Raw genomic sequence first — 22927 nt, 5'->3', positions numbered from 1 at the left:
TTTATGGAAAGGGGATGGCTATGGAATACTTTATTGCTGTACTTGCTATGCTGTTGATGATCGGAATCTCCAATGTATTGAACCGCCTGATCCCCTTTGTTCCTGTACCTTTATTTCAGATTGCGCTGGGAATTATGGTGGCACTGGTCGGGATCAAGATTGATCTGGACCCGGAGCTGTTCCTCGTTCTATTTATTGCGCCGCTGTTATATAACGATGCCCGGCAGACTCCGCGTAATGAACTGTGGAATCTGCGTGGACCTATTGTACTGCTGGCGTTTGGGCTTGTTTTTATAACGGTTGTAGTGGCCGGGTATGCGATTAATTATCTGATCCCGAGCATACCGCTGCCTGCTGCTTTTGCCCTGGCAGCGATTCTGTCGCCAACCGATGCGGTCGCTGTAGGATCACTCGCCAAACGAATCCATCTGCCTGGTTCCATACACCGGCTGCTGGAAGGGGAGTCTCTATTGAATGACGCCTCTGGTCTGGTTGCGTTCAAGTTTGCTGTGGCTGCGATGGTCACAGGTACTTTCTCGCTGTGGCAGGCTTCATTTAACTTTGTACTGGTGGCGTTGGGCGGATTGGCTGTAGGGACGCTGATGTCCTTTGTCCTGATCCGTTGTCAGGTGCTGGTCCGCAAATGGGGCATGGAAGATATTACTGTACATGTGCTCTGGCAGATGCTGACGCCATTTGTGATCTATCTGGTAGCCGAAGAGATTGGCGTGTCCGGTATTCTGGCAGTCGTCGCAGGCGGAATTATCTATGCCATGGAAAAGGATCGCGCCGAATCGGTCCAGCTGAAAATGCAAATCGTCTCTACCAGCACCTGGTCGGTGATCGTCTACGTGCTGAATGGACTGGTGTTCATGATGCTGGGCAGCCAGATTCCCGAAGTGATGGGTAGTATTTTCTCGGACCCGGCCTTTAACAATGGGATTGTACTGGGTTATGTCGCACTGATCACCCTGCTGCTGTATGTGCTGCGATTTGTATGGATCTATCTCTACTGGAGTGTGCGCTATATGATGAGTCGGCAGATGGAAGACGACAAACCGGATCTGCGCGGTATCCTGCTTACTTCCTTATCGGGGGTACGAGGGGCGCTTACGCTGGCTGCTGCCTTCTCGATTCCGTATGTACTAAACGACGGTTCAGCCTTTCCGCAGCGTGAGCTGATCCTGTTCATCGCAGCCGGAGTGATCCTGCTCAGTCTGATTCTGGCGAGTGTACTGCTGCCGATATTGTCTTCCAAACCGCAACTTGCCGAATCGGGAACAGACGTTGCTTCCACTCAGCCGCCTACCATGCGTGATATGGATGATCATATCCGGATGAAAGTACTGCAGGCAGCGATCCAGTCGGTAGAGTCCAGTACAACGGAGACCAACCGCGAAGTGGCTCAGGGACTGATCACGGATATTACACAGTATATGTTCCGCAAAAATATGCTGAAGCAGCAAATTATGAATGATCCTGATCTGAATCCGCAGGAGATTGAGCTGTATCTGGCAGGTATTCAGGCAGAACGCAAGGTCGCCCGCCGGATGCGGGACAGCGGCGAGATTACACCCGAGCTGGCCATGGAGTTCGAATATCGGCTGGATCGCATCCAGACGGTGCTGAGCAACCGGGTCGATACGGGTATTGCCGAATGTGTAGACAAATGGAAAGGCATGCTGCCGATCCATGTTCCGGCTCCGCCGCTACTGTCCGAACAGACGACTTCCGGTGAGCCCCATTCACAGCAGATGCTGGACAAAATCCATATGCTGAAACAGCTCAAAATGCAGACCTGCCCGGCAGCGATTGAGTCGATCCGCAGCAAGATCGATGATCACAATGAAGAAGCTGCGCAGAAAGTTATTGCCAAATACCGCAAAGTCATGGAATCCATCCGTTATTATACGGAGAAAATGGTACCGGATGTGACGCTGAACGAGGGCAAGCTGAACCTGATTACCACCGCTGTCCAGAATCAGCGCGATACGGTTCAGGAATTGTACGAGAGCGGCGAAATTGACCGCCAGCATGCCCGCAAGATGCGCAGTTTTGTCCAGGATCTGGAGAAATGGATTCTGATGGAGAGCTGACCACATGGACTCGATTTTTTTGCAGAGCGCCAAGTTTTGTAATCTGGATTACAGAAGAGAAAATTACAGTGACTTATGATGGGAATAATATTCTGCTGTAAGCAGCTTATGCGAGGAACCATCATCGCGAAGAATGCAGCAATTGCCGCTCGCAAACAGAAAAGGAGGACGAAAATGGTACAAGTTAAGGAGATAGAAACCATCACTTCCTTTTTGCCGCAAATCAAAATATTTGAAGCGCTCCCGGCAAATATCATCCATGAACTCGAACAGTTGGTCACCAGAGCCAATACGTATATATTGCCTGGAAATTCTATTCTGCAAGCTCCTAATAATGAGAAAAAAGGCTTGTTTTTCATCATTTCCGGTACATTTCGCTTTTACAAAACCAATTCAGCCGGCAAACAGCATACGGTATGTATTTTAAGTGAAGGTGGCATGTTTGGCGAAGTAGAGACTTTCTCACTGGGTACCCGAGGAACGTATATAGAGACGATGGAAGACTCGATCGTTTTTTCGATTCCGCCGGAACAATTCGAACCGCTGTTGGCCAGACATTCTGAATTATCGCTGCGGTTTTTACAGGAAGTAAGCAGACGGCTGCGGGAGCAAGATGAGTTAGTGGAGAAGTTGGTTTTCAGGGATCTGCGCGGCAAAGTACTTTACTTTCTTAACCGGTTATCGATCAAGTTTGGTGTCGAGGAAAATGAATACCGAAAAATCGATATCCCGCTGACTCATCAAGAGTTGGCAAATATGATCGGAGCGACCAGAGAAGCCGTGTCACTGACCCTAAAAGAATTATCCAATGAAGGAGTTCTTGTGACCAGCCGGAGAAGAGTCATGATCCATACCGAAAAAACACTGCAGGAACTGGCCTGATTTTACGGTTCGTAGTTAATTTCCTTCGGACTATATATGCCCTTCGTAATCTACATTACTGTCGAATTATTCATATGACGCTATGATAAGTGCAGTAACAGGTCATAACAAAATATGAAACCTATGGAGGCATATATATGAAGAAATTTGAAGGGAAAGTAGCAGTGATTACTGGAGGTACGAGTGGTATTGGACTTGCAACAGCACAGCGATTTGTTGCAGAAGGAGCTTATGTGTTTATCACCGGACGTAGACAAAGCGAACTGGATGCAGCTGTAAAATTGATCGGTGACCAGGTTACCGGCGTTCAAGGTGATGTCTCCAATTTGCAGGACTTGGACAGATTGTTTGACATGGTAAAGCAGGAGAAAGGGCATCTGGATATTTTATTCGCCAATGCCGGAATCGGCAGCATCCTGCCGCTGGGTCAGATTACAGAAGAGCAGTATAACAAGACCTTTGACGTGAATGTAAAGGGTACTTTGTTCACTGTCCAGAAGGCATTACCGCTGTTTCCCAACAAGACTGGAAGCATTATCTTGACGGGATCAACAGCAGGTACGATCGGGGACCCGGGTTTTAGTGTCTATGGAGGGACCAAGGCTGCTCTTCGTCAGATGGCGAGGAACTGGATCATCGACTTAAAAGACACAGACATACGACTCAATGTAGTGAGTCCAGGGATGATTCATACACCGGCTTACGATGAGCTATTTGGCGAGGCGCTGGATCAAGTTCTGAAATCAGCAGAGACGACCGTTCCACTTGGTCGCCTTGGCAAAACGGAGGAGATTGCCAGCGCAGTGATGTTCCTGGCTTCAGAAGAGAGCAGCTATGTGAACGGCATTGAATTATTTGTTGATGGCGGTGTAGCCCAAGTATAAAAGTATAGGACTTAAATAAAAAAGAACCCATTAAGGGTTCTTTTTTTGTCTAAATCGATCTCGTTGAATACTTGTTCCATAATCACATTTGGTATGTGCTTATTCATTTTCAGACATGTCCGGATGCAGCCCATATAGATTTGAATGCATCGAGTGGAGTGAGGTCTGCTTCGACCACTTTATCCGGTACATACTGCGCATTGTCAGGCAAAGACTGATTACGGCGGTTGATCCAGATCGCTTTCCAGCCGGCACCTTTGGCACCGATAATATCATTGGCATAGGAATCCCCGATATAACAGGACTGCTCTGGTGTAATCTGCATGCTTTCTTCCACATGACGGAAAATACGGATATCGGGCTTGGCTACTCCCAATTTGCCGGAAATGAATACATTCTGCTCATCTACCCAGCGGTTCATGCGCAGCTGACGAACTTTGCTCGCCTGGTGCTCTGCCGGTCCGTTGGTGATAATGCCCAGTCGTATCCCTGACTGAACTGCAAAATCCAGCAGCTCCTGCATCTGTGGATGGATAATAATCCGCTGTTGCTGATCCGCATAGCTGTTCTGAAAAGCGCGGGCCTGCTCGACCGATATGTGAACGCCCATATCTTCCATCGCCCGTGTGATCCGGTATACATGCATATCGGCTTCCAGCATCTGTCCGCTTCTGACCTGCTCGAATACTTCATCACTGTACCATCGGTTTCGGGCGAATACATCTTCTACTTTGTGTTCATAGTGCAGGGGACCGAATACTGATTGATAAGCCTCGGTAAAGGGTGTTAATTGATCATACAGTGTATCATCTACATCCAGTAGTAAATTCATTAAAGGTACCTCCGTATCATTTGACAATGTATAATGGTCCGTAATCTTGCGGAACCACAGCGCGGGTCGAGAAGTAATGTGATCGCTGCTTTATTGTACACTGTATTAAAATAAGATAGACTGTAAGCGTGATTATGTAGGATCGTCCCTGATTTGTAAACCCGGGCTGATCTGCAGGTTATCGGATCAAATGGACAAAACGGCGGTTTCCCTGGCTGAATCCGTTAACGACAGGAGGATATTATGGACAATACAATGGAGCGCAGCCGTGTAGGCATCATGGATATAGGTTCCAACTCCATCCGTCTGGTTATCTATGAGACCAGCAAGGCGGGCGGATACAGAGTACTCAAGGAATGCCGTGAATCGGCACGTCTCAGTGCAATTGTGACACCTGAGGGAGAGATGCCACTGGAAGCAGTGAGTGTGATCGTACCGGTGCTGCGCCAGTTTGTAGAGGTAAGCCGGGTCTATGAGGTAAGTGAGATCCGAGCGGTAGCTACAGCAGCGATCCGTAATGCGGTGAACGGTGAAGAAGTAATCTCCTATCTGAATGAGCGGACCGGTCTGTCGATCGAACTGTTGCCTGGTGAGATGGAGGGGCATTACGGATTTATCGGCGTCGTGAACCGGATTGATATCCAGGATGGCTATATTATCGATATCGGTGGCGGTAGTACAGAGATTACCCTGTTCCAGGATCGCAAACGAGTATCTACAGTATCTTTCCCGTTTGGAGCAGTTAATATGAATGTGCGCTTTGGCAATCATGTTAACGGCAAATGGGATGACAAATCTGTCTCCGAACTGGAGTCAATGGTACTGCAGGCAGCACGTGAACATCCATGGATCAGCAGCCATCCGGGACTGCCGCTTGTGGGTCTTGGCGGTACGATCCGTGCAGTCGGTAAAATGCATCAGCGCAAGCGCAAATATTCCATGGAGCAGATTCACCAGTATACTCTTCAGCCGGAAGATACCGACTATTATTACCAGCAGCTCCCTTCCCTGACCAATGAACAGCGCAAGCGTATCGCCGGTCTCAGCAAGACGCGGAGTGATATTATTGTACCGGGTACGATTATTCTGCATACCATGTTCCGCCATATGCAGTGCGATCATTATATTATCAGCGGTACCGGTTTGCGGGACGGATTATTTTTTGAATGGGATCGCGGCAAAGAGCATGCGGTACTCGACAATGTACTGGAATACGAGATTCATGCGGCGCTTTTCCAGGAGCCATTGCCCCGGCAGCGTCATCTGCGGCAGGTAGACGAGCTGTCTGTCCGTCTCTATGAAGCACTGGGCGAAGGCCAGAGCGATGCCTGGAACCGCAAGCTGCTGCGTACAGCCGCTCTGATGCATCAGGTTGGGATGAATGTGGGCTATCACGAATATGAAGAGCACACCCGTTATCTGCTGACGACGCGCGCAGTAGCTGGCCTGGATCACCGGGAAACGGTGCTGGTCGCTTTTATCGCCATCTTCGGCAGCAAAGGAAAAATCAAAAAAAGACGCATCTCTGTCGAATATGCGGATATTCTGCATCCCAAGGACGAAGAGCGTATCCGCCGTCTTGGAGCATTGCTGCAGCTCGCGGCAGCTATGGATACGAGCGAGACACAGCCGGTCGATCGAATGACCGCTGTACGCAAAGGAAGAGACTTCGAGCTGACCATACACTGTCGCACCGAAGCCTCTATGGAATTAAACGATATTAAAGTTGCTGTGAAGGATTTGGAGAAGGAGTGGGATGTGCGGGTCCGGTTAGTGGTACATACGGTTTCCACGAACTAACATCCCATGCTCTGAACTGGCTGCGAAGCGGCGGTTTGCCATTCTTGAACAGTTCATAATTGCCGCTGGGCAGGAGTATTCTGGCTTTGACGTTATCCTCGAGGATAAGGTTCAGAATATTCAGCATGGCGGCTTTTGTGTTTTTGTCGAACAGCGGACACATCAGCTCTACCCGGCGGGTCAGGTTACGGGTCATCCAGTCTGCACTGGACAGCCACACTTCCTGCTGGCCGCCATTTTCAAAAGCATAGACGCGGGAGTGCTCCAGGTAACGGTCGACAATGCTGCGTACCCGGATGCGTTCACTCAGGCCCGGTATACCCGGACGCAGGCAGCATACACCACGTATAATCAGATCAATCTCCACACCCGCCTGGGAAGCCGCATACAGCTCGTCAATCATACGCTGGTTGGACAGGGAGTTCATTTTGGCAATGATCCGTGCTTTTCTGCCGTTACGGGCATGATCAGCTTCACGCTGGATCAGCTCGATAAATTTGTTCATCATGGTATCGGGAGCGACAGCGACAGCCTGCCAGTCATGACTTTCCGTGTAGCCGGTAATATGGTTGAATACCTCGGAAGCATCTTCTCCGATCTGCTGATTCACAGTTAGCAGACCGACATCGGTATAACTTTTGGCTGTCGAGGCATTGTAGTTGCCGGTACCGATATGGATATACCGGCGCAGCATGCTGCCTTCGCGGCGTACGACGAGAATGACCTTGGCATGGGTTTTGAGACCGACCAGACCATAGACGACATGGCAGCCCGCTTTTTCCAGCATGCGCGCCCATACGATATTGCGTTCTTCATCAAAGCGTGCCTTCAGCTCCACGACGACCGTTACCTGCTTGCCGGATTCGGCAGCCTTGGCGAGCGAGTGGATCAGGGAAGACTTGCCGCTGACCCGATACAGCGTCATCTTGATCGCCATTACATCGGGATCTTCAGCAGACTGTTCAATAAAGTCACTGATCGCATCAAACGATTCATAGGGATGATACAGCAGCACATCGCGCTCTTTGAGCACGCTGAAATAATCGGTTTCACTGCCTTCCGGGAACTCGGGAGAGTACCGCGGAATCTCCGGCGGATAACGAAGGGAATCATGTCCCTGAATCGAATCGGAAAAGGAGAGCAGGAAGCCCAGATCCAGTGGTCCATCGATCTCGAATACCGCTTCGCTAATATCGAATTCCTCCATCAGCATCTGCATGGCATAGGGATGAATATCCTTCTGGATCTCCAGACGAACCGGTGCACCGCGTCTGCGTTTGCGCAGCTGGTTCTCAATCTCTTCCATCAGATCTTCTGCCTCTTCTTCGTTAATATCCAGATCGGCATTGCGCGTCAACCGGAAAGCATTTACTGCCACCGGTTCGTAGCCGCCGAACAGAGTATGCACATGATGGCAAATTAGATCCTCGATAATAACGTACTGCTGCTTTTTGCTGTTTTGACGATGCGGCAGTGCTACCATGCGTGGCAGATTCGAAGGAATCTGTACGATGGCAAAATAGTAGCTGTCGCCGTCTTCGGCATTTTCTTGCTTATCCCCTTTGCGTTCGAGCACGACCGATACATATACATTCAGTCCGTGCACGAGCGGGAACGGACGACTCTGGTCGACCGCCATCGGAGTAAGCACCGGGTAAATCACATCGTGATAGTAAGTATCCGCAGCTTTTTGCTGGGAAGCGCTAAGATCCGTATAGCGGTTAACAGTTATACCCTGTTTGCCCATTTGACGGATCAATTCGCGGTAGGTACGGTACTGCTGGGAGACCATCTTTTCAACTTTTTTGGTCAAGCGCTTGTACAGACCTGCGGGCGTATAGCCGGTAAAGTCTTTTTTGATGTATCCGGCCTTGATCTGGTTACGGATACCTGCTGCTCTGACACTCATGAACTCGTCCAGATTACGGGATACAATACCGAGAAACTTGATTCTCTCCAACAGGGGAGTCTCTGTATCCTGGGCCTCTTCAAGCACACGGGTGTTGAATTCGATCCAGCTTAAGTCACGGTTAATATAAGACGACTGGGATTGCTGATGTCCATGTTTGTTTTCCATAATGCCTCCGGTTAATCATTTACTTCCTGTTCTAACGTACTGGTACTACCAGTATAGTGCAGAACGTGTAGGAATATTGTCGAAATCTGCAAAAATACATCATATGTAGCCAGTATAGCCTTCTTTTGTTAACGCTGTGTAAAAAGAGGTATTAAGTTTCATTCCATAAATTAGGGCCATCGATTCTGCCGATGGATCTTTTCTGGGTGCGACCAAAATTAAAGCTGCGAATGCGCACTTCATAGCCCTCTTCTTCGAGCGGCATTGTCTTCTTGAGCTCGGCTACGGTTCGGGTTGGATAGCCAGGACGGCTCAGATCGATCAGCAGCAGATCATTATGCAGCTGGTTCAGGCATTCACCAAGAGTCATACTGTCAGCCTCCTTTGCACATGGAAAATGGTCGTCAGGCATCCAGCGGACGCACAGGCGTATTCTTTCTTTATTACCCTTATCTTTTCATTTTGAGTAAAATAGCCACAAAATGCAAAAAGACCCGATTCTGCTCTTCTCCTTGTAAAAGGAGACAGGCAGGATCGGGCGATATTTGGATGATATTGAGCGAGAGAGTTTACGCATCATTTGGATTTGACTGGCGGTTCGGGAACATCCGGTAAGTTGAGCAGATGTTTGACTGTAGTTGTCGAAGTCACGTTCATTCGTGGCAGATACATCGGATCGTCACCCGGATGCACATAACCAGGACGTACCGTAAAGGCCATGCGATATCCGTTCATTTTCAGGTCATAGACCATTTTGGGATCGTATTCTCCATAAGGATAAGCAAAATAAGGCGTATTGATACCGGTTTTGGCTTTCATAATATCAATATCATGGGTGAAGCGTGTACTGTCCTTGCCGGCAGCATAGTACTCGGCACACTGTACTAGACGCTTGTAATGCAGATTGTATGTGTGACTGTGGTATTCGAATACATCGCGTGTTGCTTTCATTTCCTTGCGGGAAATCGTTGTTTTGGCTGTAGGTACGAATTTCTGTTTGTGATCCTTGAGCTTGGTGCCCACGATAAAGATCGAAGCATGGAATCCGTACTTTTTGAGTACCGGATAAGCATACACGACATTGTTCTGGTAACCATCATCAAAGGTAAGTACGACTGTCTTCTCGGGCAACTGAATCTCGCCATTGACATAGCGTTCCAGTTCCTTGAGCGTAGCGGTATGATAACCCTCATCATGCAGATATTTGATACCTTCTTCAAAGGCTTCGAGATTGATCCGCGCATTATTCGGTTCGACATTATACTTTTCCGGTACGACATAGTGATACATCAGCACCGGGATATGGCTGGCTTTGCCGGGAGGGGCGTTGTGGGTGACTTCCGAAGCGGAAGCAATATTGGCAGCTCCTTCGGGAACTTCGCCGTTCAGTGTCTCAAACAGATCATCGGTCATATCATAGGTGGCCCTGCATGTCTCATAGGAGAAAGCGGAAGCATGTGGATACTTCAGGCTCAGCACATAGAAGGTCACGACGAAGGCGATAGTAATATAGAGTAGAATGATGAATAAATTACGGATACGTCGGATTCGCATTTCGCAGGCTCCTTTTCTGTCGACTGAGTGGGCAGAATAAACTTCCCATATATAACATCGGACAAGAAGCCGTGAAATTTTATGCTACTGTCGAATCATGTAGAATGTCCTATATAACGAAAAAGCACGCCTCCACAAAACGTGAAGACGTGCTGGTTCAAGCGTTAATCATACTGTAGGGTGGATCATGATTCAGAACATGGTGTTATCATTGGGGGACTTTTCAGGGACGGGCTGGCTCAGTGTCCACATTTCGGCAATCTGGCCGTTCTCAACGCGGAAAATATGCACGACGGCATTACCACGATCATCGGCACTGTTTTGCATCTGGCTGTACACCAGAACCAGATCGCCTTCTGCAATCACATTCGTTACTATGGCAGTACTATCAGCGTGAGCGCGGAACTCGGTCAGATAATGACTGGTGAGTGCGTCACGACCATTTGCAATACCGGAACCATGCTGAATGACATTGTCACTGACTGCTTCTTTGGCAGCATCGGCATTATGGCTATTGAAGAATGCATCATAGAAGTTTTTGACGAAATTGGCATTCGCAGCCACTGTAGCACGTGGAGTATCAGCTACCACTGCTTCAGTGGAAGCAGCAGGCAGAAGATCAGCCGATTTCTCGGAGCCGCTCAGATTCGCTGCCGTCACACTCCAATGCTCGGCGATCTTGTTATCCGCGATGCGGTACATATCGACCATGGGAGCAGACGAAGCCTGGGTAGCTGTATCAGCAGAGCTGCCCGCCGGAGCAGCAGGCTCGGTAAAGACAGCAACCAGATCTCCCTGGCCGAGCATGCCGCGTACATTTACTTTGTAGTCGGCATTTTTCTGGAATAATGCTGCGTAGTATGCTGCGAATCCTTCGCGGCCGTTGGCTGCAGCCGGATGATGTTCTACATAACCTTCGGCCAGATATTGTTCTGCCTGATCCAGCTTGTGGCTGTTCAGGACATCATTATACAATCCAGTCACCAGCTTTTTGTTATTGGTGATTTTGGTTTCTTCGGCAGATGCATTTGCAGAGCTGTCCGGTTGGGCAGGCTCGGCTGTACCCGGAGTCGTACCACCAGAATTTTCGGTACTTGGGGTTGTTGATGGAGCCGGAGCATTGGACGTATTATTGCCCGAACAGGCGGATAGTACACCTAATAACATAAGACTTGAGAGTAGTACACTGGTTTTTTTCATAATAAAACTCCTTTGGTTATTCGTTAGGGATTCGGTTCATGGTGTTATCTTGATAGGTAGCAGGCTGCTTTGCTTATATTAACCAAATGATTAGCCAGCGAACGCATCGTTCACCAAAATATAGAAGCTATCGAGAGTTCATGACTGCCATTAATAACGAACAGAGGCTATTTTCGAACCGGTTGAAAAGGACTGATTCTATTATAAAAGACGTAAAGCGTAATTACGAAGTTGCGGAATATCCGTTATGTATTCATGCTGTTACTATGATTCACGGTTTAACTGATCGTTTCAGTGAAAGATATTCTTTATTTTCTATATCGAGGTTCCATATATATTCCAACAAAAAAACGGCTTTTATTGTATGACCCAATAAAAGCCGTTTTTGAAATGAATGCATATTGTTAGAAGTGGAAGGAATGATCCCGATAGAATCGAATGCATATCCGGAGCATTCCTAGCGGCGCATAAAGATAAACTTCTGTCCCAGAATTCCGATTATACAGAAAATCAGGCTGACCCACGGCGAGATAACCAGTACAGGCATCACATTGCGCAGATAGGTGCCGACGACAATGATCGCTATCATAATGACCAGATAGGATACGACCGAGCGGCCATTGATCTGCATCCGCGGACGGTCCAGATCGCTCTTCTCTGCAGGCTGATCGGCAACGCGGCGTACCAGTTCAACCAGCACAACCGCACCTGCAGCAACAAGGATCAAGGTGGAGAGACTGATCTCGCCTACAACGCCGGAGCCGCTGATATTGATTTTGAAAAACCCCATCAGTGCCTGTAGCAGGAACACCCATGTAAGCGCGACCCAGACAATCATCAGATAATACATAGGTTTGCTCATCTGCCGGGCCTCCGGCAGGTTCTCGATAAGCTGGTTTGCATAGCTGTCCGATTCTTTGCCGAACAGCTGATGTGCCGTTTTGCCTCTTTGCTGGGCTTCAAGCAGATGCTGTCCCATTTCCAGCAGCAGTTCTTCACCGGATTCGCGGCGGATGCGTGCATCCCGCACATGTACAATTACATCATCATAGTAGCTCAGGTTATCCTGTTTAAGCTGATCACGAATCGAATTAATGTCCTTTACCAAATGACGTACAGTACTCATAATCGTTCCTCCAATCGTAATAAATTGTAACTGAATATATTCCTATTTATACCGGCTTCGTATAGTACCGGAGATCGGTCTGGAATCTATTATTCTGCCACACTTTTGCTCCATTGACAATTGAATTACCGGGATGCTAATATATTGTTAATTTAATCCTTATTAAACTTATCGGAATTATTTAAATTGAGATATTCACCTTATAAAAATAGGAGTTTGCTGATTATATACACAGCTATCGTAGGGGGGAATCAGTATGGAAAGGAATATCATTATTCGTCATCAGGAACTGGAGCTAACAGCCAGTATTCACTATCCGTCGCAGGATCGCCATGCCGATGGACAGGGAAAAGGCAAAGATCGCACACCACTGATCGTCATTTGCCATGGATTTGTTGGCAGCCGGATTGGCGTGGATCGTCTGTTTGTTAACAGTGCACGTGAACTCGCGGCTGAAGGGTATATGGTCGTTCGTTTTGATTATGCGGGCTGTGGGGAGAGCAGTGGTCTGTATGGCCAACAGGGACTGGATTCCATGGTGGCTCAGACACGCAGTGTACTGGATTATGTGATGAACTGCAGCGATATCGATCCAACGCGGGTGACACTGATCGGGCACAGTCTCGGCGGCGCGGTCGCGATCCTGACGGCGGTGCGCGATCACCGGGTCAAGCATCTGGTTCTCTGGTCGGCGGTCGGGCATCCTTTTAATGATATTGTTAAAATTGTAGGTCGTGAGACGTATGATCAGGCTGTCATCGAAGGAGAAGCGGATTATCTGGGTTACTGCTTTAAGCCGGTCTACTTTGAGTCACTGGGGAATTACCAGCCATTTATCGAAGCGCGGCAGTTTAGCGGGGATGTGCTGGTGATCCATGGCACCGGCGATGATGTGATTCCGGTGGATTATGCTTTTTTGTATCAGCAGGAATTCTGGAGTCGGCAGGAAGGTCGCTGTGACAAGCAGATTATTTTCCAGGCGAATCATACGTATTCGTCAGGACCGCATCGCCGCGAGCTGCTTCGTTATACCCGGGAATGGCTGGCCGGACGCGAAGCCGCACAGACACAGTGGCAGCACTGGATGATCTGAATGATTGGGTTCCTGAATAGATCCGTGTGATCATGCTGCGGACGGCTACTTCATGGATTTGACAGTCAAGGGATATCCTTATAAGATCGTAACTATAAGAGGACAGTGGATACAGCTGTAGCGTTATCGCCGACAGATGATTCTCTGTTGCTCATCATATTGTTTGGAATTCACTAGGGGAGCCGCAGAGGCTGAGACGGATCATCATCCGGACCCTTGGAACCTGATCTGGGTTATACCAGCGGAGGGAAGTGGACGCGGATATTCACTCATGCCCCATGGGGCACTATACGCCTGAATGAATGACACGACCCATTGATCTCCTGCTGGAGGTGAATGGGTCTTTTTTGTATATGTATTTTGCAGTTCAAAACTAAAGGAGGAAAAAGAGATGTCATTTTTGCAAAAGGTACGTCAACAGAATCCGCTTGTGCACAATATTACCAATGTGGTGGTGACCAATTTTACGGCAAATGGTCTGCTGGCACTGGGTGCATCGCCGTTTATGGCGTATGCCCATGAAGAGGTGGCTGATGTAGCAGCGATGGCGGGAGCTGTCATGCTGAATATGGGTACGCTGGATGAATATACACTGCAGTCGATTATGCTGGCTGGACAATCGGCCAACCGGGCGGGAGTACCTGTTGTATTTGATCCGGTAGGGGCCGGAGCGACTGCCTATCGTACAAAGGCTGCCCGGCAGGTGACCGAACAGATGCAGGTCGATATTTTGCGCAGCAATATTGCAGAGCTGGCTCATGTTGCCGGAGCAGAGTGGAATATTCGGGGCGTGGATGCTGGAGCAGGCGAAGGGGATCGGGTGAAGCTGGCGCAGCAATCTGCCCGGCAATTGGGAACGCTGGTCGTGGTAACCGGCCAGCAAGATATCGTGACCGATGGACAGACGACCTTGATCATAAGTAATGGGCATGAACTGCTGACACGCGTCACCGGTGCAGGCTGCTTGCTCAGCTCGGTGGTAGCAGCATTTGCGGCAGTGAGTGGAGGCAGGGAATACTGGTTACCTGCTGCAGCCGAAGCATTGGCCTTTTACGGAGCAGCAGCAGAGATTGCGGCTAAACTTACTGCGGGACAGGGAACAGGCAGCTTCCAGGTGGAACTGATCAACCAACTTTCCCTGCTAACCCCGGAAGAGCTGCAGAAGCTGGCACGAATCGAACGTTTGTAAGAATCGATCCCATGCATAAACAGTCATACCGTGCATTCCATATTTCGATCTATATATCCCTATCCAAAGGAGAGAGCAGCGATGAATATTCATCAGGCATTAACGATTGCAGGTTCGGACAGTGGGGGCGGTGCAGGCATACAGGCGGATCTAAAAACATTTCAGGAACTGGGTGTGTACGGCATGTCCGTGATCACAGCGGTAACCGCGCAGAATACGGCGGGCGTACAGGGCGTATATCCTGTCGAGATGGAAGGCGTAATCCAGCAGCTGAATTCGATCGGAGAGGATCTTGCACCGGATGCAGTCAAGACAGGCATGCTGTTCAGTGCAGATATTATCCGCGAAGTAGCACAGGCTGTACGCCGGCATGGCTGGCGACAGCTCGTAATTGACCCGGTCATGGTAGCCAAAGGAGGATCGGTACTGCTTCAGCAGCAGGCTGTACGAGCACTGATCGATGAGCTGCTGCCACTGGCAGCGATTATTACGCCGAATGTGCCGGAAGCTGAATTGTTGACCGGTATGACTATCCATACACTGGCTGAACGCGAAGAGGCTGCTAGGCAGCTGGTCCAGATGGGCGCACGCTATGCAGTCGTCAAAGGAGGACATGATCTGTCCACCAATCAGGCCGTGGATGTGCTGTACGATGGAGAGCAGTTCCATTATACAGAGAGTCCCCGTATCGACACGCCGCATACACACGGGACGGGATGCACCTATTCGGCAGCAATTACCGCCGAGCTGGCACGCGGCAGTGATATGCTGTCTGCAGTACGCACCGCCAAAGCATTTGTCCAGGCTGCAATAGCAGACGGACTGGGGATCGGCTCGGTACATGGGCCGACCAATCATTTTGCCTATCGGCGCAAAGGAGCTGTATTATGAAGCCTTCCGGAGAACATACCGAACCGAATGCCGGGCAGTCGGCAGAATATACCGTACAATCAGAGGAGCAGAATCGTATCCCTGCGCATGGCACCGAAGCGCGCAGCAGCTGGATTCGCGGAAGGCTGCCGGTATATCTGGTGATGGGTAGCATCAACTGTACCCGTTCACCGGAACAGGTGCTCACAGAAGCAATTGCGGGAGGAACGACTCTTTTTCAATATCGGGAAAAAGAGAACGGGGCACTGACTGGCAGCGATTCCCTGGAACTGGCTCGGAGGCTGCAAAGGATATGCAGAGCGCACGGCGTTCCTTTTATAGTCAATGACGATCTGGAGCTGGCACTGCTGCTGGATGCGGATGGCGTGCATATTGGTCAGGATGATGCGCCTGCTGTACTGATCTGGCAGCAGCTGGGGCCGGACAAGATTGTTGGCGTGTCTGCCCATTCCCTGGCCGAAGCACAGCAGGCGATTGCAGATGGAGCAGATTATCTGGGTATCGGACCTGTCTATCCAACCCGTTCCAAAGCTGATGCCGAGCCGGTAAAGGGAACTGCGATTATTGAACAGATCCGTGCAGCGGGGATAAACATACCTCTTGTTGGCATCGGGGGGATTCATGTTCATAATGCATTACCTGTGCTGCAGGCCGGAGCAGATGGGATCGCTGTTATTTCAGCTATCGCGGGGGCCATAGACAGCAGACAGGCAGCCGCCGAGCTTGCTGCTTTATTTTCGGCCAGTGATATGTATTGATAGCAGAATTGGAGTAAAGGATTATTTATAGCGTCTGCATTCGGTTGTGCCTGCACAGGGTAAACCGGATGCAGGCTTTTTGTCATATGTGATGTTCTTTTTGTGTGGGATCATCTGTTATGCAGCAGAGACATACTATTGGTTCATAACGATTTGAGATCGATCCGGCATTTCCTTTACAATCTGGTATATAAGCAATCAGCAAAGCGGCTCGTATGATCCGCTGCCGAAAGGAAGAGTCATTTGTTAAAAGAACGGATTGATTATCTCTGTCACAAAAAAGACATGTCACGCAAGGAATTGACCGACGGCCTGGTGACGCAGGCGCATTTCTCCAATATTCTGGCAGGCAGGTATCCGCTGCCGGATGATTTGGCAGAACCGATGGCCGAGCGGCTAGGCGTATCGCCGGGTTATTTGCTGCATACTGACGATCAGGATGATGATGTACTGCAGCAGGCGGATCAGATTGTAGAGCAGTTATCGGTGCAGGCATCAGCGCTTGAGGAGCAGCAGGTGAATGATCTGCCGGATCGGCATGATACGCTGACGGTGGAGCTGACTACCGCTCTCATGAAAGCGACTTATTATCAGCAGCTGAATGATCAGGATGCCTATGCTTATTTGCATCAGTCTTATCTGAATTTTTATCTGGAACGGTTTGGACGTCCGGATGAAGCCATGCTGCCCTTGCCGTTAACCAAGGCCATGTTGTTCTACAAAATCCAGTCTGCCCGCTCCCGGCAAAAATATCATGATGTGTTAACGCAGGTAGAGCAGTGGCTAAAGCTGCTGCCCGAGCAGGGAGAGACCTGGCTGACTGCACAGCAGATTCGCATGGAAGCTTGTGTACATACCCGGCAATTTGAACATGCCAAGCAGACTTTTGAAAAGATCACTTCGTATATTTATGAACAGCGGCTATTCCACCGTCTGTCCGGACTGTATGTACTATATAGCGGATATTGTCATTCCATGCAGCAGCCTCATGAAGCGCTGCTTGCCCTGTCGATGGCCGAAGCGCATCTGGTGTATGCGCAGCATCAGAGCGATACATGGAGCGCGATTATGAATAATCGTATTCTGATGCTTACCATGGCTGGCGAACTGGTGCAGGCAGAGCAGGAAGTAGATCGATTCGGCAGTATGGTCGATACACAGACGGTCGAAGTACAGCAGCAGATGGCCCCGGTGCTGCTGGTGTACCGGTGCGAGATAGAGCTGGCAAGGCAGGACTGGGCAGCGCTGGTGCAGCGATTGGAGCAGCTGCGCGCTCTGACGCTGACAGAGGACCAGCAGATGGCAGCACGATTTTATAGCAGCCAGCAGGCATTGGCTCATGGACAGGCGGATCTTTTTATAGAAGAAGCGACAGCCTGTCTGCCTTATTTTGAGCAGATTCGTCATCAGGAACGATTGAACATTCTGTATGAAGGGCTGGCTGTCATGTCGGAAGAGCAGCGCAGATACAAGGATGCAGCTTGGTATTACCGCAAACTGGTCTATTTGCTACGCCATGCCTAAAAGGCAATAATAGAGGGATATAACATCTACCAGAATACGTACATGGGCATGAAATGCATATCTAAAAGGTGAAAATATCCATAAAAAAGCCGATTTGCTGCAATAAAAAGTAAATGAGTAGCAGATTCCTCGCTGGCATATCTGATTTTATTTGTCGTAAGTGTCTTGTTTCCGCAAAAATTCAAACGATTATCGTATTTAAAGCAGGCTAACAGCCTGCTTTTTTGTATGTGCCGGAATGTATTGTGGCACGATTGCAACCTTTTTATAATAAAAGCAGGAACAACAATACAGGCGCAGGAGCGTGATCAAGATGGGATTTTTTAGACGAAATAAGAAGCAGCAGGATGCACTGGATCAGGCAGAGGAGACACTAAACAAAGGAATCAGCGGATTGTTTGTCAAAAGCATCATCCCCAAAGAACATCGTGACCGGATGAATGCAGGATTGCAATCTGCCCGTGATGCACAGACAGCCGTGCAGGGACATATTCCGGTGACTGCCATGGGGACAGTACTTACGATTCGGGATACCGGCAAATTGGTCAACTTTGATCCTATTGTCGTCATGACGCTGGATATCCTGGAAAATAGCGGTGCCCGCTATCAGAAAACGATGGAGACACTGGTGCCCAAAATGCAAATTCCCCGTCCGGGTGATCGAATCGGACTCGGTACACATCCATCCCGACCATCCGAATGGATCTACATGGGACCGCTGCACGGATAGTTGAGACTCAATCATCGATAAGGAGCAAAATAAAATGAGAAAAATTCTTGTAACAATAGGTTCACTCTGTCTTATGGCTGTTGCCATTCTACCGCTGTATGCCAACTTTCAGGGAGACGGTGCATTCAGTATTATAAATTCCAGCTGGTATCGTCCACTGATATATGTTGGCTTTGCTCTTGTATTTATTCCCTCTATTCTGGGTACTGTTTTTAGCCTGCGTACCGTAAAATCCGGCGAATCGGCTGTAGGATTGATTGAGCGGGTACAGCAGACTGGTACCTATATCAACGAGCAGCCGCAATTGGAGATTGATGTTGTAGTTACCCGTCAGGGTCATTCGCCTTACCCGGCACGTACACGAGCGGTTATTCCGCAGACGGCACTCGCCCAGTTCCAGCCGGGCAGCATTATTCCGCTGCTGGTTTCACCCAAAGACCCTGCCAAAGTCGGCGTCGATCTACAAGGCCAGGTCTCCCAGGTTGATATACAGAATCTGCTGCATGAGCGAATGATGCAGCAGGGAGTATCGCCTAATATTATGGAGATTGCCCAGCATGGTGAGCAGGCTTATGCCAAGGTGACAGATATAGTGCCTCTCGGAAATGCTGGACACGGCAAAGTCCGGCTGCAACTGACATTATCCATTACAACCAATCAGGGTGATACGGTTACGATAAATACACAGAAGGAAATCTTTGAGAGTCAGCTTCCTCTGGTGCAGCAGGGGCATGTGATCCGGGTGATGTATTCCCGTGCTCATCCGTCCGAGGTAGCCCTTGCGTTGCCGACAGGGGAAGAGGAACTGCGCCGTGTATTCGGGCAAAATAAATAAGCATTTTATTCGATTTATCCGTTTTGTTATTCGAAATACACGAAATAGACCAACTACAAAAAAAACAGCCAACTCGTACGGATTATCCGCTTAGAGATGGCTGTTTTGCTATATTTTTGGCATATGATCAAGCTGCTTTATGTGTGGGAGCCGTCGGGCTGCCGCCGCGCTGATGATTATTTCTTTTGAACAGAGTAGCTTTCAGATAAGGCAGTACCCAGCGATCCAGACCGACTTTACCGGCATTAGCACCAGCGACAACGATGAAGATCTCGGCCAGTAGCAGGTACGGGTTGGTGCTCACAGTACCCGAGAAGAGGAAGGCAAAGTTCATGACCATACCCATCAGGGCAGCGACGGTAGTGAAGGTACCAAGAATGAGTCCCAGACCGACAAGGAATTCACCGATCGGTACGAGGATGTTGAACAGTTCTACATTCGGCAGTGCAAAGTTCTGCAAGAAGGCGCCCCAGCCAGCTTGTACGCTTGGATGCTCGCCACCAGTGTTGGCGATAGCGCCGGTCAGGAATCCGGTAGCATCGAATCCGCCGGTCAATTTGCCCCAGCCGCCTTCAATCCACTGGAAGCCGATATACACACGTATGATAGTTAACAACCACATTGCCACTTTGCTTTCTCTAAGCCATCTGTTCATAATTGATGCACCCCTTAAGTATAGTATCAAGCTATTTTGTTAATGCTGTGATGTTATGTGATGATTGTCTCTTTCATGGTTTTATCTTAAAACATTCCTAAATTTTAATATGTAACAAAAATCACAATCTAGCTTAATTTTTAATATTTTATGATTAAGGAGCTTAAACTTTAGAGTTTGTAAAAAATAGCATATTCATACGGTTTGTTACTTTATGGTTGGAATGGGTATTCCGCCTGTGCAATACCAGACTGCTTATTTGTCTGCGTAATATGCTTTCCAAACGAGACAGAAATTTGCCAAATCTGATCTTTTCGGTTCTCCCATTGCTACAGCTATGTATATAATGGATATATTGTCTGAAACTGCTTGCTTGTATTCGGTAATCCGGCAGGAGATGAATACAAACGTACATAATCCGTAGAAACGCCTATTACAAGGACATAAAAGAACAGCAGATCCATCGATCCAGCCGACTGCAGTATTTATGTATTGCTCTCCATGATCTACTGGTTCACAGGGAATTCACCTGCGCGGTATATGATTTGATATAGCAGCTGTGTTCATTGCATTTCTGCTCATGCCTGACGTTGTGGTTTGGGATGATGAGAGAAATGCTCTTGTCTGCAGCCCATACGCTGCTGTCACGCTGGCTGCTTTCTCTGCTGCGTCCTTTATTCAGAGGAGGATATGATGAAAATTACCAGGTTGCCATTTTTCAAAGGATTGATGCCTGTTGTGCTCGGCATCAGCCTGACTGCCTGTCAGTCGGAGGAAGTTGCTGCTCCGCCGCCCACTGCCGTACCCGCTCCGGAACAAGCAGAGCCTGCACCGAAACCGGAAGTACAGGTACCGGCTTATACTGCGCCGCTCACCGGTCTTGCGGTCAAAAAGCCTGATCCGGCGCGTCCTGTAGCAGTTATGATTAACAACGCACCGGCGGCAAGGCCGCAGTCCGGTCTTGCCGAAGCCGATATGATCTATGAAGTGCTTGCCGAGGGAGGGATTACCCGTCTGGTCGCCATTTACCAGAGTTACCACGGTGACGCTACCATCGGTCCCGTACGCAGCATCCGTCCATATCTGATTACTCTCGGGGAGACGGTTAATGGGTTGCTCGTCCATGCCGGCGGCAGTACGGATGCCTACGCGATTTTGCAAAATGGAAACAAGGAACATCTCGACGAAATTACTAACGCCAGCGCTCCATTCTGGCGTGATTCCAGCCGCAAGGCACCTCATAATCTGTATACCAATGAGCAAAAGCTGCGCAAAGCAGCAGCGGGTAACGGATACACGGAGCAGGTAACCCTGCCGGTCTATCCGTTCCTGCCAGCTGAGGATGATTCATCCAAGGATGTAGTAAGTACAGAACATACAACCGGTGAAGCGGCTAATTCTACTGCCGCAGATAACTCTCCAGCGTCTGCCTCCGATGCAGAACAGGTGAATTCCATACAGCTCAAGTATCTGCTCGATAGCTATACGGTCGGCTACACGTATGATTCAGCCAGCGGCCTGTATACCCGAAGCATGAATAACAAGCCGCATATCGATCTGAACACCAAGCAGCCACTGACCGCTGCCAATGTAATCGTAATAGGTGCGGATTACAAAGTGCTGGATGATGTGGGACGTCTCAGTCTTAATCTGGATGCCGGCGGCAAAGCGCTAATGTTCCAGCAGGGGCGGATGATTCGCGGTGAATGGAGCCGCACCAAAGGGGATGTAATCCGGTTCCGAAGCGACGGTCAGGAGACTCCGCTCGTTCCCGGCGTCACTTACTACAATATTGTGCCGAATAGCCCTTCATTTGACAGTCACCTTACAATTGACGGTAAAAAAATGGAGAATAATGGATAAAATTAAGACTTTCGGTGTAATGATATAAAGAACAACTGAAGTTTGTATGAGAATTGTAGATTATTTGTTAAGCTATTCTTTACAAAACCGCACACGGATTGATAAGATAACAAAGGTTGTTATCAAAGCCAGAATTGTGCTTAAAATGCGATTTTACGACATTTTTCGGCAAAATTTCGAAAAGGGGTTATAGGAATGCGTATTAAAAAGAAGGATATCTTTTTTGAGACGCTGGAGAATATGGCAGATAGCCTGGTACAGGCTGCGGATTACTTCGCAGAGCAGGTCGCAAGCCTTCAAGACATTCCACAGTTTACCAAAACGATGAAGGATTATGAGAATCAGTGCGATACGTATACCCATACGATCATCACCGAGTTGAATAAGACGTTCATCACGCCGCTGGAGCGCGACGATATCATGGAACTCACGACCAAAATGGATGATGTAATGGACGGTCTTGAAGCCTGTGCTTCCCGCTTCGAGATGTATCATCTGAACAAGCCGGACCAGTATATCAATGCCTTTGCAGAAATCCTGCGCGAGTGTGCCTATGAGATTCAAAAAGCGATCCAACTGCTTTCCCAGAAAAAACTGCTGCCGATCCGTGAGCACTCGATCCGCCTGAATGATCTGGAGAACCAGGGCGATGATATCATGCGCAAATGCATCACGGAACTGTTTGCTACTATTACAGACCCTATCGAATTGATCAAACGCAAAGAAATCTACGAACGTCTGGAGAATACGACAGATTCTTGCGAAGACGTAGCCAATATGCTGGAATCGATCGTTATGAGCAATTCCTGATACCGGAAAGAAACCGAACCGACATATAGACGAGCTGGTTCGTTTTTCTTTTGTCACCTGGCAGAAACTGAGCTACTTTTAGGAACAGATTATTGATGCTAACAGAAGATTCGGATTTTGCCGCGATT

Annotated in this window: 20 protein-coding genes and 1 riboswitch; of the genes, 13 read left to right on the top strand and 7 right to left on the bottom strand. The window is 48.8% G+C overall.

Features of this window, described 5'->3' with window-relative positions:
- Positions 1–20 precede the first annotated feature (20 nt).
- From H065_RS0118430 to H065_RS0118415, 3 genes are all read left to right on the top strand, one after another.
- A complete protein-coding gene (locus tag H065_RS0118430) occupies positions 21–2096 on the top strand; it encodes a Na+/H+ antiporter (RefSeq protein ID WP_017814565.1) in 2076 nt (691 codons plus the stop codon).
- Positions 2097–2270: 174 nt separating this feature from the next.
- Positions 2271–2978 carry a Crp/Fnr family transcriptional regulator gene (locus tag H065_RS0118420; protein ID WP_017814563.1) on the top strand — a complete coding sequence of 236 codons (708 nt, stop codon included), beginning with the start codon at positions 2271–2273 and terminating at the stop codon, positions 2976–2978.
- A 137-nt stretch (positions 2979–3115) separates the two neighbouring features.
- On the top strand, positions 3116–3862 hold the full coding sequence (locus tag H065_RS0118415) for an SDR family NAD(P)-dependent oxidoreductase (protein ID WP_017814562.1): 747 nt from the start codon (positions 3116–3118) through the stop codon (positions 3860–3862).
- Between the two features lie 109 nt (positions 3863–3971).
- On the opposite strand, the gene H065_RS0118410 is transcribed toward H065_RS0118415, so the two are convergent.
- The gene (locus H065_RS0118410) at positions 3972–4694 is read right to left on the bottom strand and encodes an HAD family hydrolase (protein ID WP_017814561.1); all 723 of its coding nucleotides are present in this window, start codon (positions 4692–4694) and stop codon (positions 3972–3974) included.
- A 243-nt stretch (positions 4695–4937) separates the two neighbouring features.
- Here H065_RS0118410 and H065_RS0118405 point away from each other — a divergent pair, with 243 nt between their 5' ends.
- On the top strand, positions 4938–6494 hold the full coding sequence (locus H065_RS0118405; RefSeq protein WP_017814560.1) for a Ppx/GppA family phosphatase: 1557 nt from the start codon (positions 4938–4940) through the stop codon (positions 6492–6494).
- On the opposite strand, the gene ppk1 is transcribed toward H065_RS0118405, so the two are convergent.
- The 5 genes from ppk1 to H065_RS26335 form a co-directional block, all read right to left on the bottom strand.
- Positions 6415–8571 carry a polyphosphate kinase 1 gene (ppk1, locus tag H065_RS26340; protein ID WP_017814559.1) on the bottom strand — a complete coding sequence of 719 codons (2157 nt, stop codon included), beginning with the start codon at positions 8569–8571 and terminating at the stop codon, positions 6415–6417. The two genes, H065_RS0118405 and ppk1, sit on opposite strands and share 80 nt — an antisense overlap.
- A gap of 151 nt (positions 8572–8722) precedes the next feature.
- Positions 8723–8941 carry a hypothetical protein gene (locus H065_RS0118395; RefSeq protein WP_017814558.1) on the bottom strand — a complete coding sequence of 73 codons (219 nt, stop codon included), beginning with the start codon at positions 8939–8941 and terminating at the stop codon, positions 8723–8725.
- Positions 8942–9147: 206 nt separating this feature from the next.
- Positions 9148–10125 carry a polysaccharide deacetylase family protein gene (locus tag H065_RS0118390; protein ID WP_017814557.1) on the bottom strand — a complete coding sequence of 326 codons (978 nt, stop codon included), beginning with the start codon at positions 10123–10125 and terminating at the stop codon, positions 9148–9150.
- A 192-nt stretch (positions 10126–10317) separates the two neighbouring features.
- On the bottom strand, positions 10318–11325 hold the full coding sequence (locus H065_RS27145; protein WP_017814556.1) for a nuclear transport factor 2 family protein: 1008 nt from the start codon (positions 11323–11325) through the stop codon (positions 10318–10320).
- A 457-nt stretch (positions 11326–11782) separates the two neighbouring features.
- A complete protein-coding gene (locus tag H065_RS26335; RefSeq protein WP_017814555.1) occupies positions 11783–12451 on the bottom strand; it encodes a DUF1129 family protein in 669 nt (222 codons plus the stop codon).
- A 256-nt stretch (positions 12452–12707) separates the two neighbouring features.
- On the opposite strand from H065_RS26335, the gene H065_RS0118375 reads away from it, so the two are divergent.
- The 7 genes from H065_RS0118375 (at position 12708) to H065_RS0118345 (ending at position 19471) form a co-directional block, all read left to right on the top strand.
- A complete protein-coding gene (locus H065_RS0118375) occupies positions 12708–13544 on the top strand; it encodes an alpha/beta hydrolase (protein ID WP_017814554.1) in 837 nt (278 codons plus the stop codon).
- 165 nt (positions 13545–13709) lie between these two features.
- A riboswitch (TPP riboswitch) is annotated at positions 13710–13811 on the top strand.
- A gap of 124 nt (positions 13812–13935) precedes the next feature.
- Positions 13936–14733 carry a hydroxyethylthiazole kinase gene (thiM, locus tag H065_RS0118370; RefSeq protein ID WP_017814553.1) on the top strand — a complete coding sequence of 266 codons (798 nt, stop codon included), beginning with the start codon at positions 13936–13938 and terminating at the stop codon, positions 14731–14733.
- An 81-nt stretch (positions 14734–14814) separates the two neighbouring features.
- Positions 14815–15624 (top strand): bifunctional hydroxymethylpyrimidine kinase/phosphomethylpyrimidine kinase, encoded by an 810-nt coding sequence (thiD, locus tag H065_RS0118365; protein WP_017814552.1) that lies wholly within the window; start codon positions 14815–14817, stop codon positions 15622–15624.
- A complete protein-coding gene (gene thiE / locus H065_RS0118360) occupies positions 15621–16382 on the top strand; it encodes a thiamine phosphate synthase (RefSeq protein ID WP_017814551.1) in 762 nt (253 codons plus the stop codon). The genes thiD and thiE overlap by 4 nt, the downstream gene beginning before the upstream one ends.
- Before the next feature lie 243 nt (positions 16383–16625).
- Positions 16626–17906: a helix-turn-helix domain-containing protein gene (locus H065_RS0118355; RefSeq protein WP_017814550.1), complete on the top strand. Its 1281-nt coding sequence runs from the start codon at positions 16626–16628 to the stop codon at positions 17904–17906.
- A 313-nt stretch (positions 17907–18219) separates the two neighbouring features.
- Positions 18220–18636, top strand: a complete 417-nt coding sequence (locus H065_RS0118350) for a hypothetical protein (protein WP_017814549.1) — start codon at positions 18220–18222, stop codon at positions 18634–18636.
- A gap of 34 nt (positions 18637–18670) precedes the next feature.
- Entirely contained in the window at positions 18671–19471 is an 801-nt protein-coding gene (locus tag H065_RS0118345; protein ID WP_017814548.1) for a hypothetical protein, read from the top strand.
- A gap of 127 nt (positions 19472–19598) precedes the next feature.
- On the opposite strand, the gene H065_RS0118340 is transcribed toward H065_RS0118345, so the two are convergent.
- Positions 19599–20129 carry a DoxX family protein gene (locus tag H065_RS0118340; RefSeq protein WP_026136326.1) on the bottom strand — a complete coding sequence of 177 codons (531 nt, stop codon included), beginning with the start codon at positions 20127–20129 and terminating at the stop codon, positions 19599–19601.
- A 690-nt stretch (positions 20130–20819) separates the two neighbouring features.
- On the opposite strand from H065_RS0118340, the gene H065_RS0118335 reads away from it, so the two are divergent.
- A complete protein-coding gene (locus H065_RS0118335; RefSeq protein ID WP_017814546.1) occupies positions 20820–21989 on the top strand; it encodes a DUF3048 domain-containing protein in 1170 nt (389 codons plus the stop codon).
- 195 nt (positions 21990–22184) lie between these two features.
- Positions 22185–22799 carry a DUF47 domain-containing protein gene (locus H065_RS0118330; RefSeq protein ID WP_017814545.1) on the top strand — a complete coding sequence of 205 codons (615 nt, stop codon included), beginning with the start codon at positions 22185–22187 and terminating at the stop codon, positions 22797–22799.
- Positions 22800–22927: the final 128 nt, after the last annotated feature.

The organism is Paenibacillus shenyangensis (assembly GCF_000346635.1).
GTDB lineage: Bacteria > Bacillota > Bacilli > Paenibacillales > Paenibacillaceae > Saccharibacillus > Saccharibacillus dauci.
Note: the sequence above shows the minus strand (reverse complement) of the source record. Positions and strands in the feature narration are given on the sequence as shown.

Coding starts and splice junctions, on each gene's coding strand:
- H065_RS0118420 (WP_017814563.1), top strand. CDS start 2,271: ATGGTACAAGTTAAGGAGATAGAAACCATCACTTCCTTTTTGCCGCAA.
- H065_RS0118405 (WP_017814560.1), top strand. CDS start 4,938: ATGGACAATACAATGGAGCGCAGCCGTGTAGGCATCATGGATATAGGT.
- thiE (WP_017814551.1), top strand. CDS start 15,621: ATGAAGCCTTCCGGAGAACATACCGAACCGAATGCCGGGCAGTCGGCA.
- H065_RS27145 (WP_017814556.1), bottom strand. CDS start 11,325: ATGAAAAAAACCAGTGTACTACTCTCAAGTCTTATGTTATTAGGTGTA.
- H065_RS0118345 (WP_017814548.1), top strand. CDS start 18,671: ATGAGAAAAATTCTTGTAACAATAGGTTCACTCTGTCTTATGGCTGTT.
- thiM (WP_017814553.1), top strand. CDS start 13,936: ATGTCATTTTTGCAAAAGGTACGTCAACAGAATCCGCTTGTGCACAAT.
- H065_RS0118390 (WP_017814557.1), bottom strand. CDS start 10,125: ATGCGAATCCGACGTATCCGTAATTTATTCATCATTCTACTCTATATT.
- thiD (WP_017814552.1), top strand. CDS start 14,815: ATGAATATTCATCAGGCATTAACGATTGCAGGTTCGGACAGTGGGGGC.
- H065_RS26335 (WP_017814555.1), bottom strand. CDS start 12,451: ATGAGTACTGTACGTCATTTGGTAAAGGACATTAATTCGATTCGTGAT.
- H065_RS0118350 (WP_017814549.1), top strand. CDS start 18,220: ATGGGATTTTTTAGACGAAATAAGAAGCAGCAGGATGCACTGGATCAG.
- H065_RS0118410 (WP_017814561.1), bottom strand. CDS start 4,694: ATGAATTTACTACTGGATGTAGATGATACACTGTATGATCAATTAACA.
- H065_RS0118395 (WP_017814558.1), bottom strand. CDS start 8,941: ATGACTCTTGGTGAATGCCTGAACCAGCTGCATAATGATCTGCTGCTG.
- H065_RS0118415 (WP_017814562.1), top strand. CDS start 3,116: ATGAAGAAATTTGAAGGGAAAGTAGCAGTGATTACTGGAGGTACGAGT.
- H065_RS0118375 (WP_017814554.1), top strand. CDS start 12,708: ATGGAAAGGAATATCATTATTCGTCATCAGGAACTGGAGCTAACAGCC.
- H065_RS0118335 (WP_017814546.1), top strand. CDS start 20,820: ATGAAAATTACCAGGTTGCCATTTTTCAAAGGATTGATGCCTGTTGTG.
- H065_RS0118330 (WP_017814545.1), top strand. CDS start 22,185: ATGCGTATTAAAAAGAAGGATATCTTTTTTGAGACGCTGGAGAATATG.
- H065_RS0118430 (WP_017814565.1), top strand. CDS start 21: ATGGAATACTTTATTGCTGTACTTGCTATGCTGTTGATGATCGGAATC.
- ppk1 (WP_017814559.1), bottom strand. CDS start 8,571: ATGGAAAACAAACATGGACATCAGCAATCCCAGTCGTCTTATATTAAC.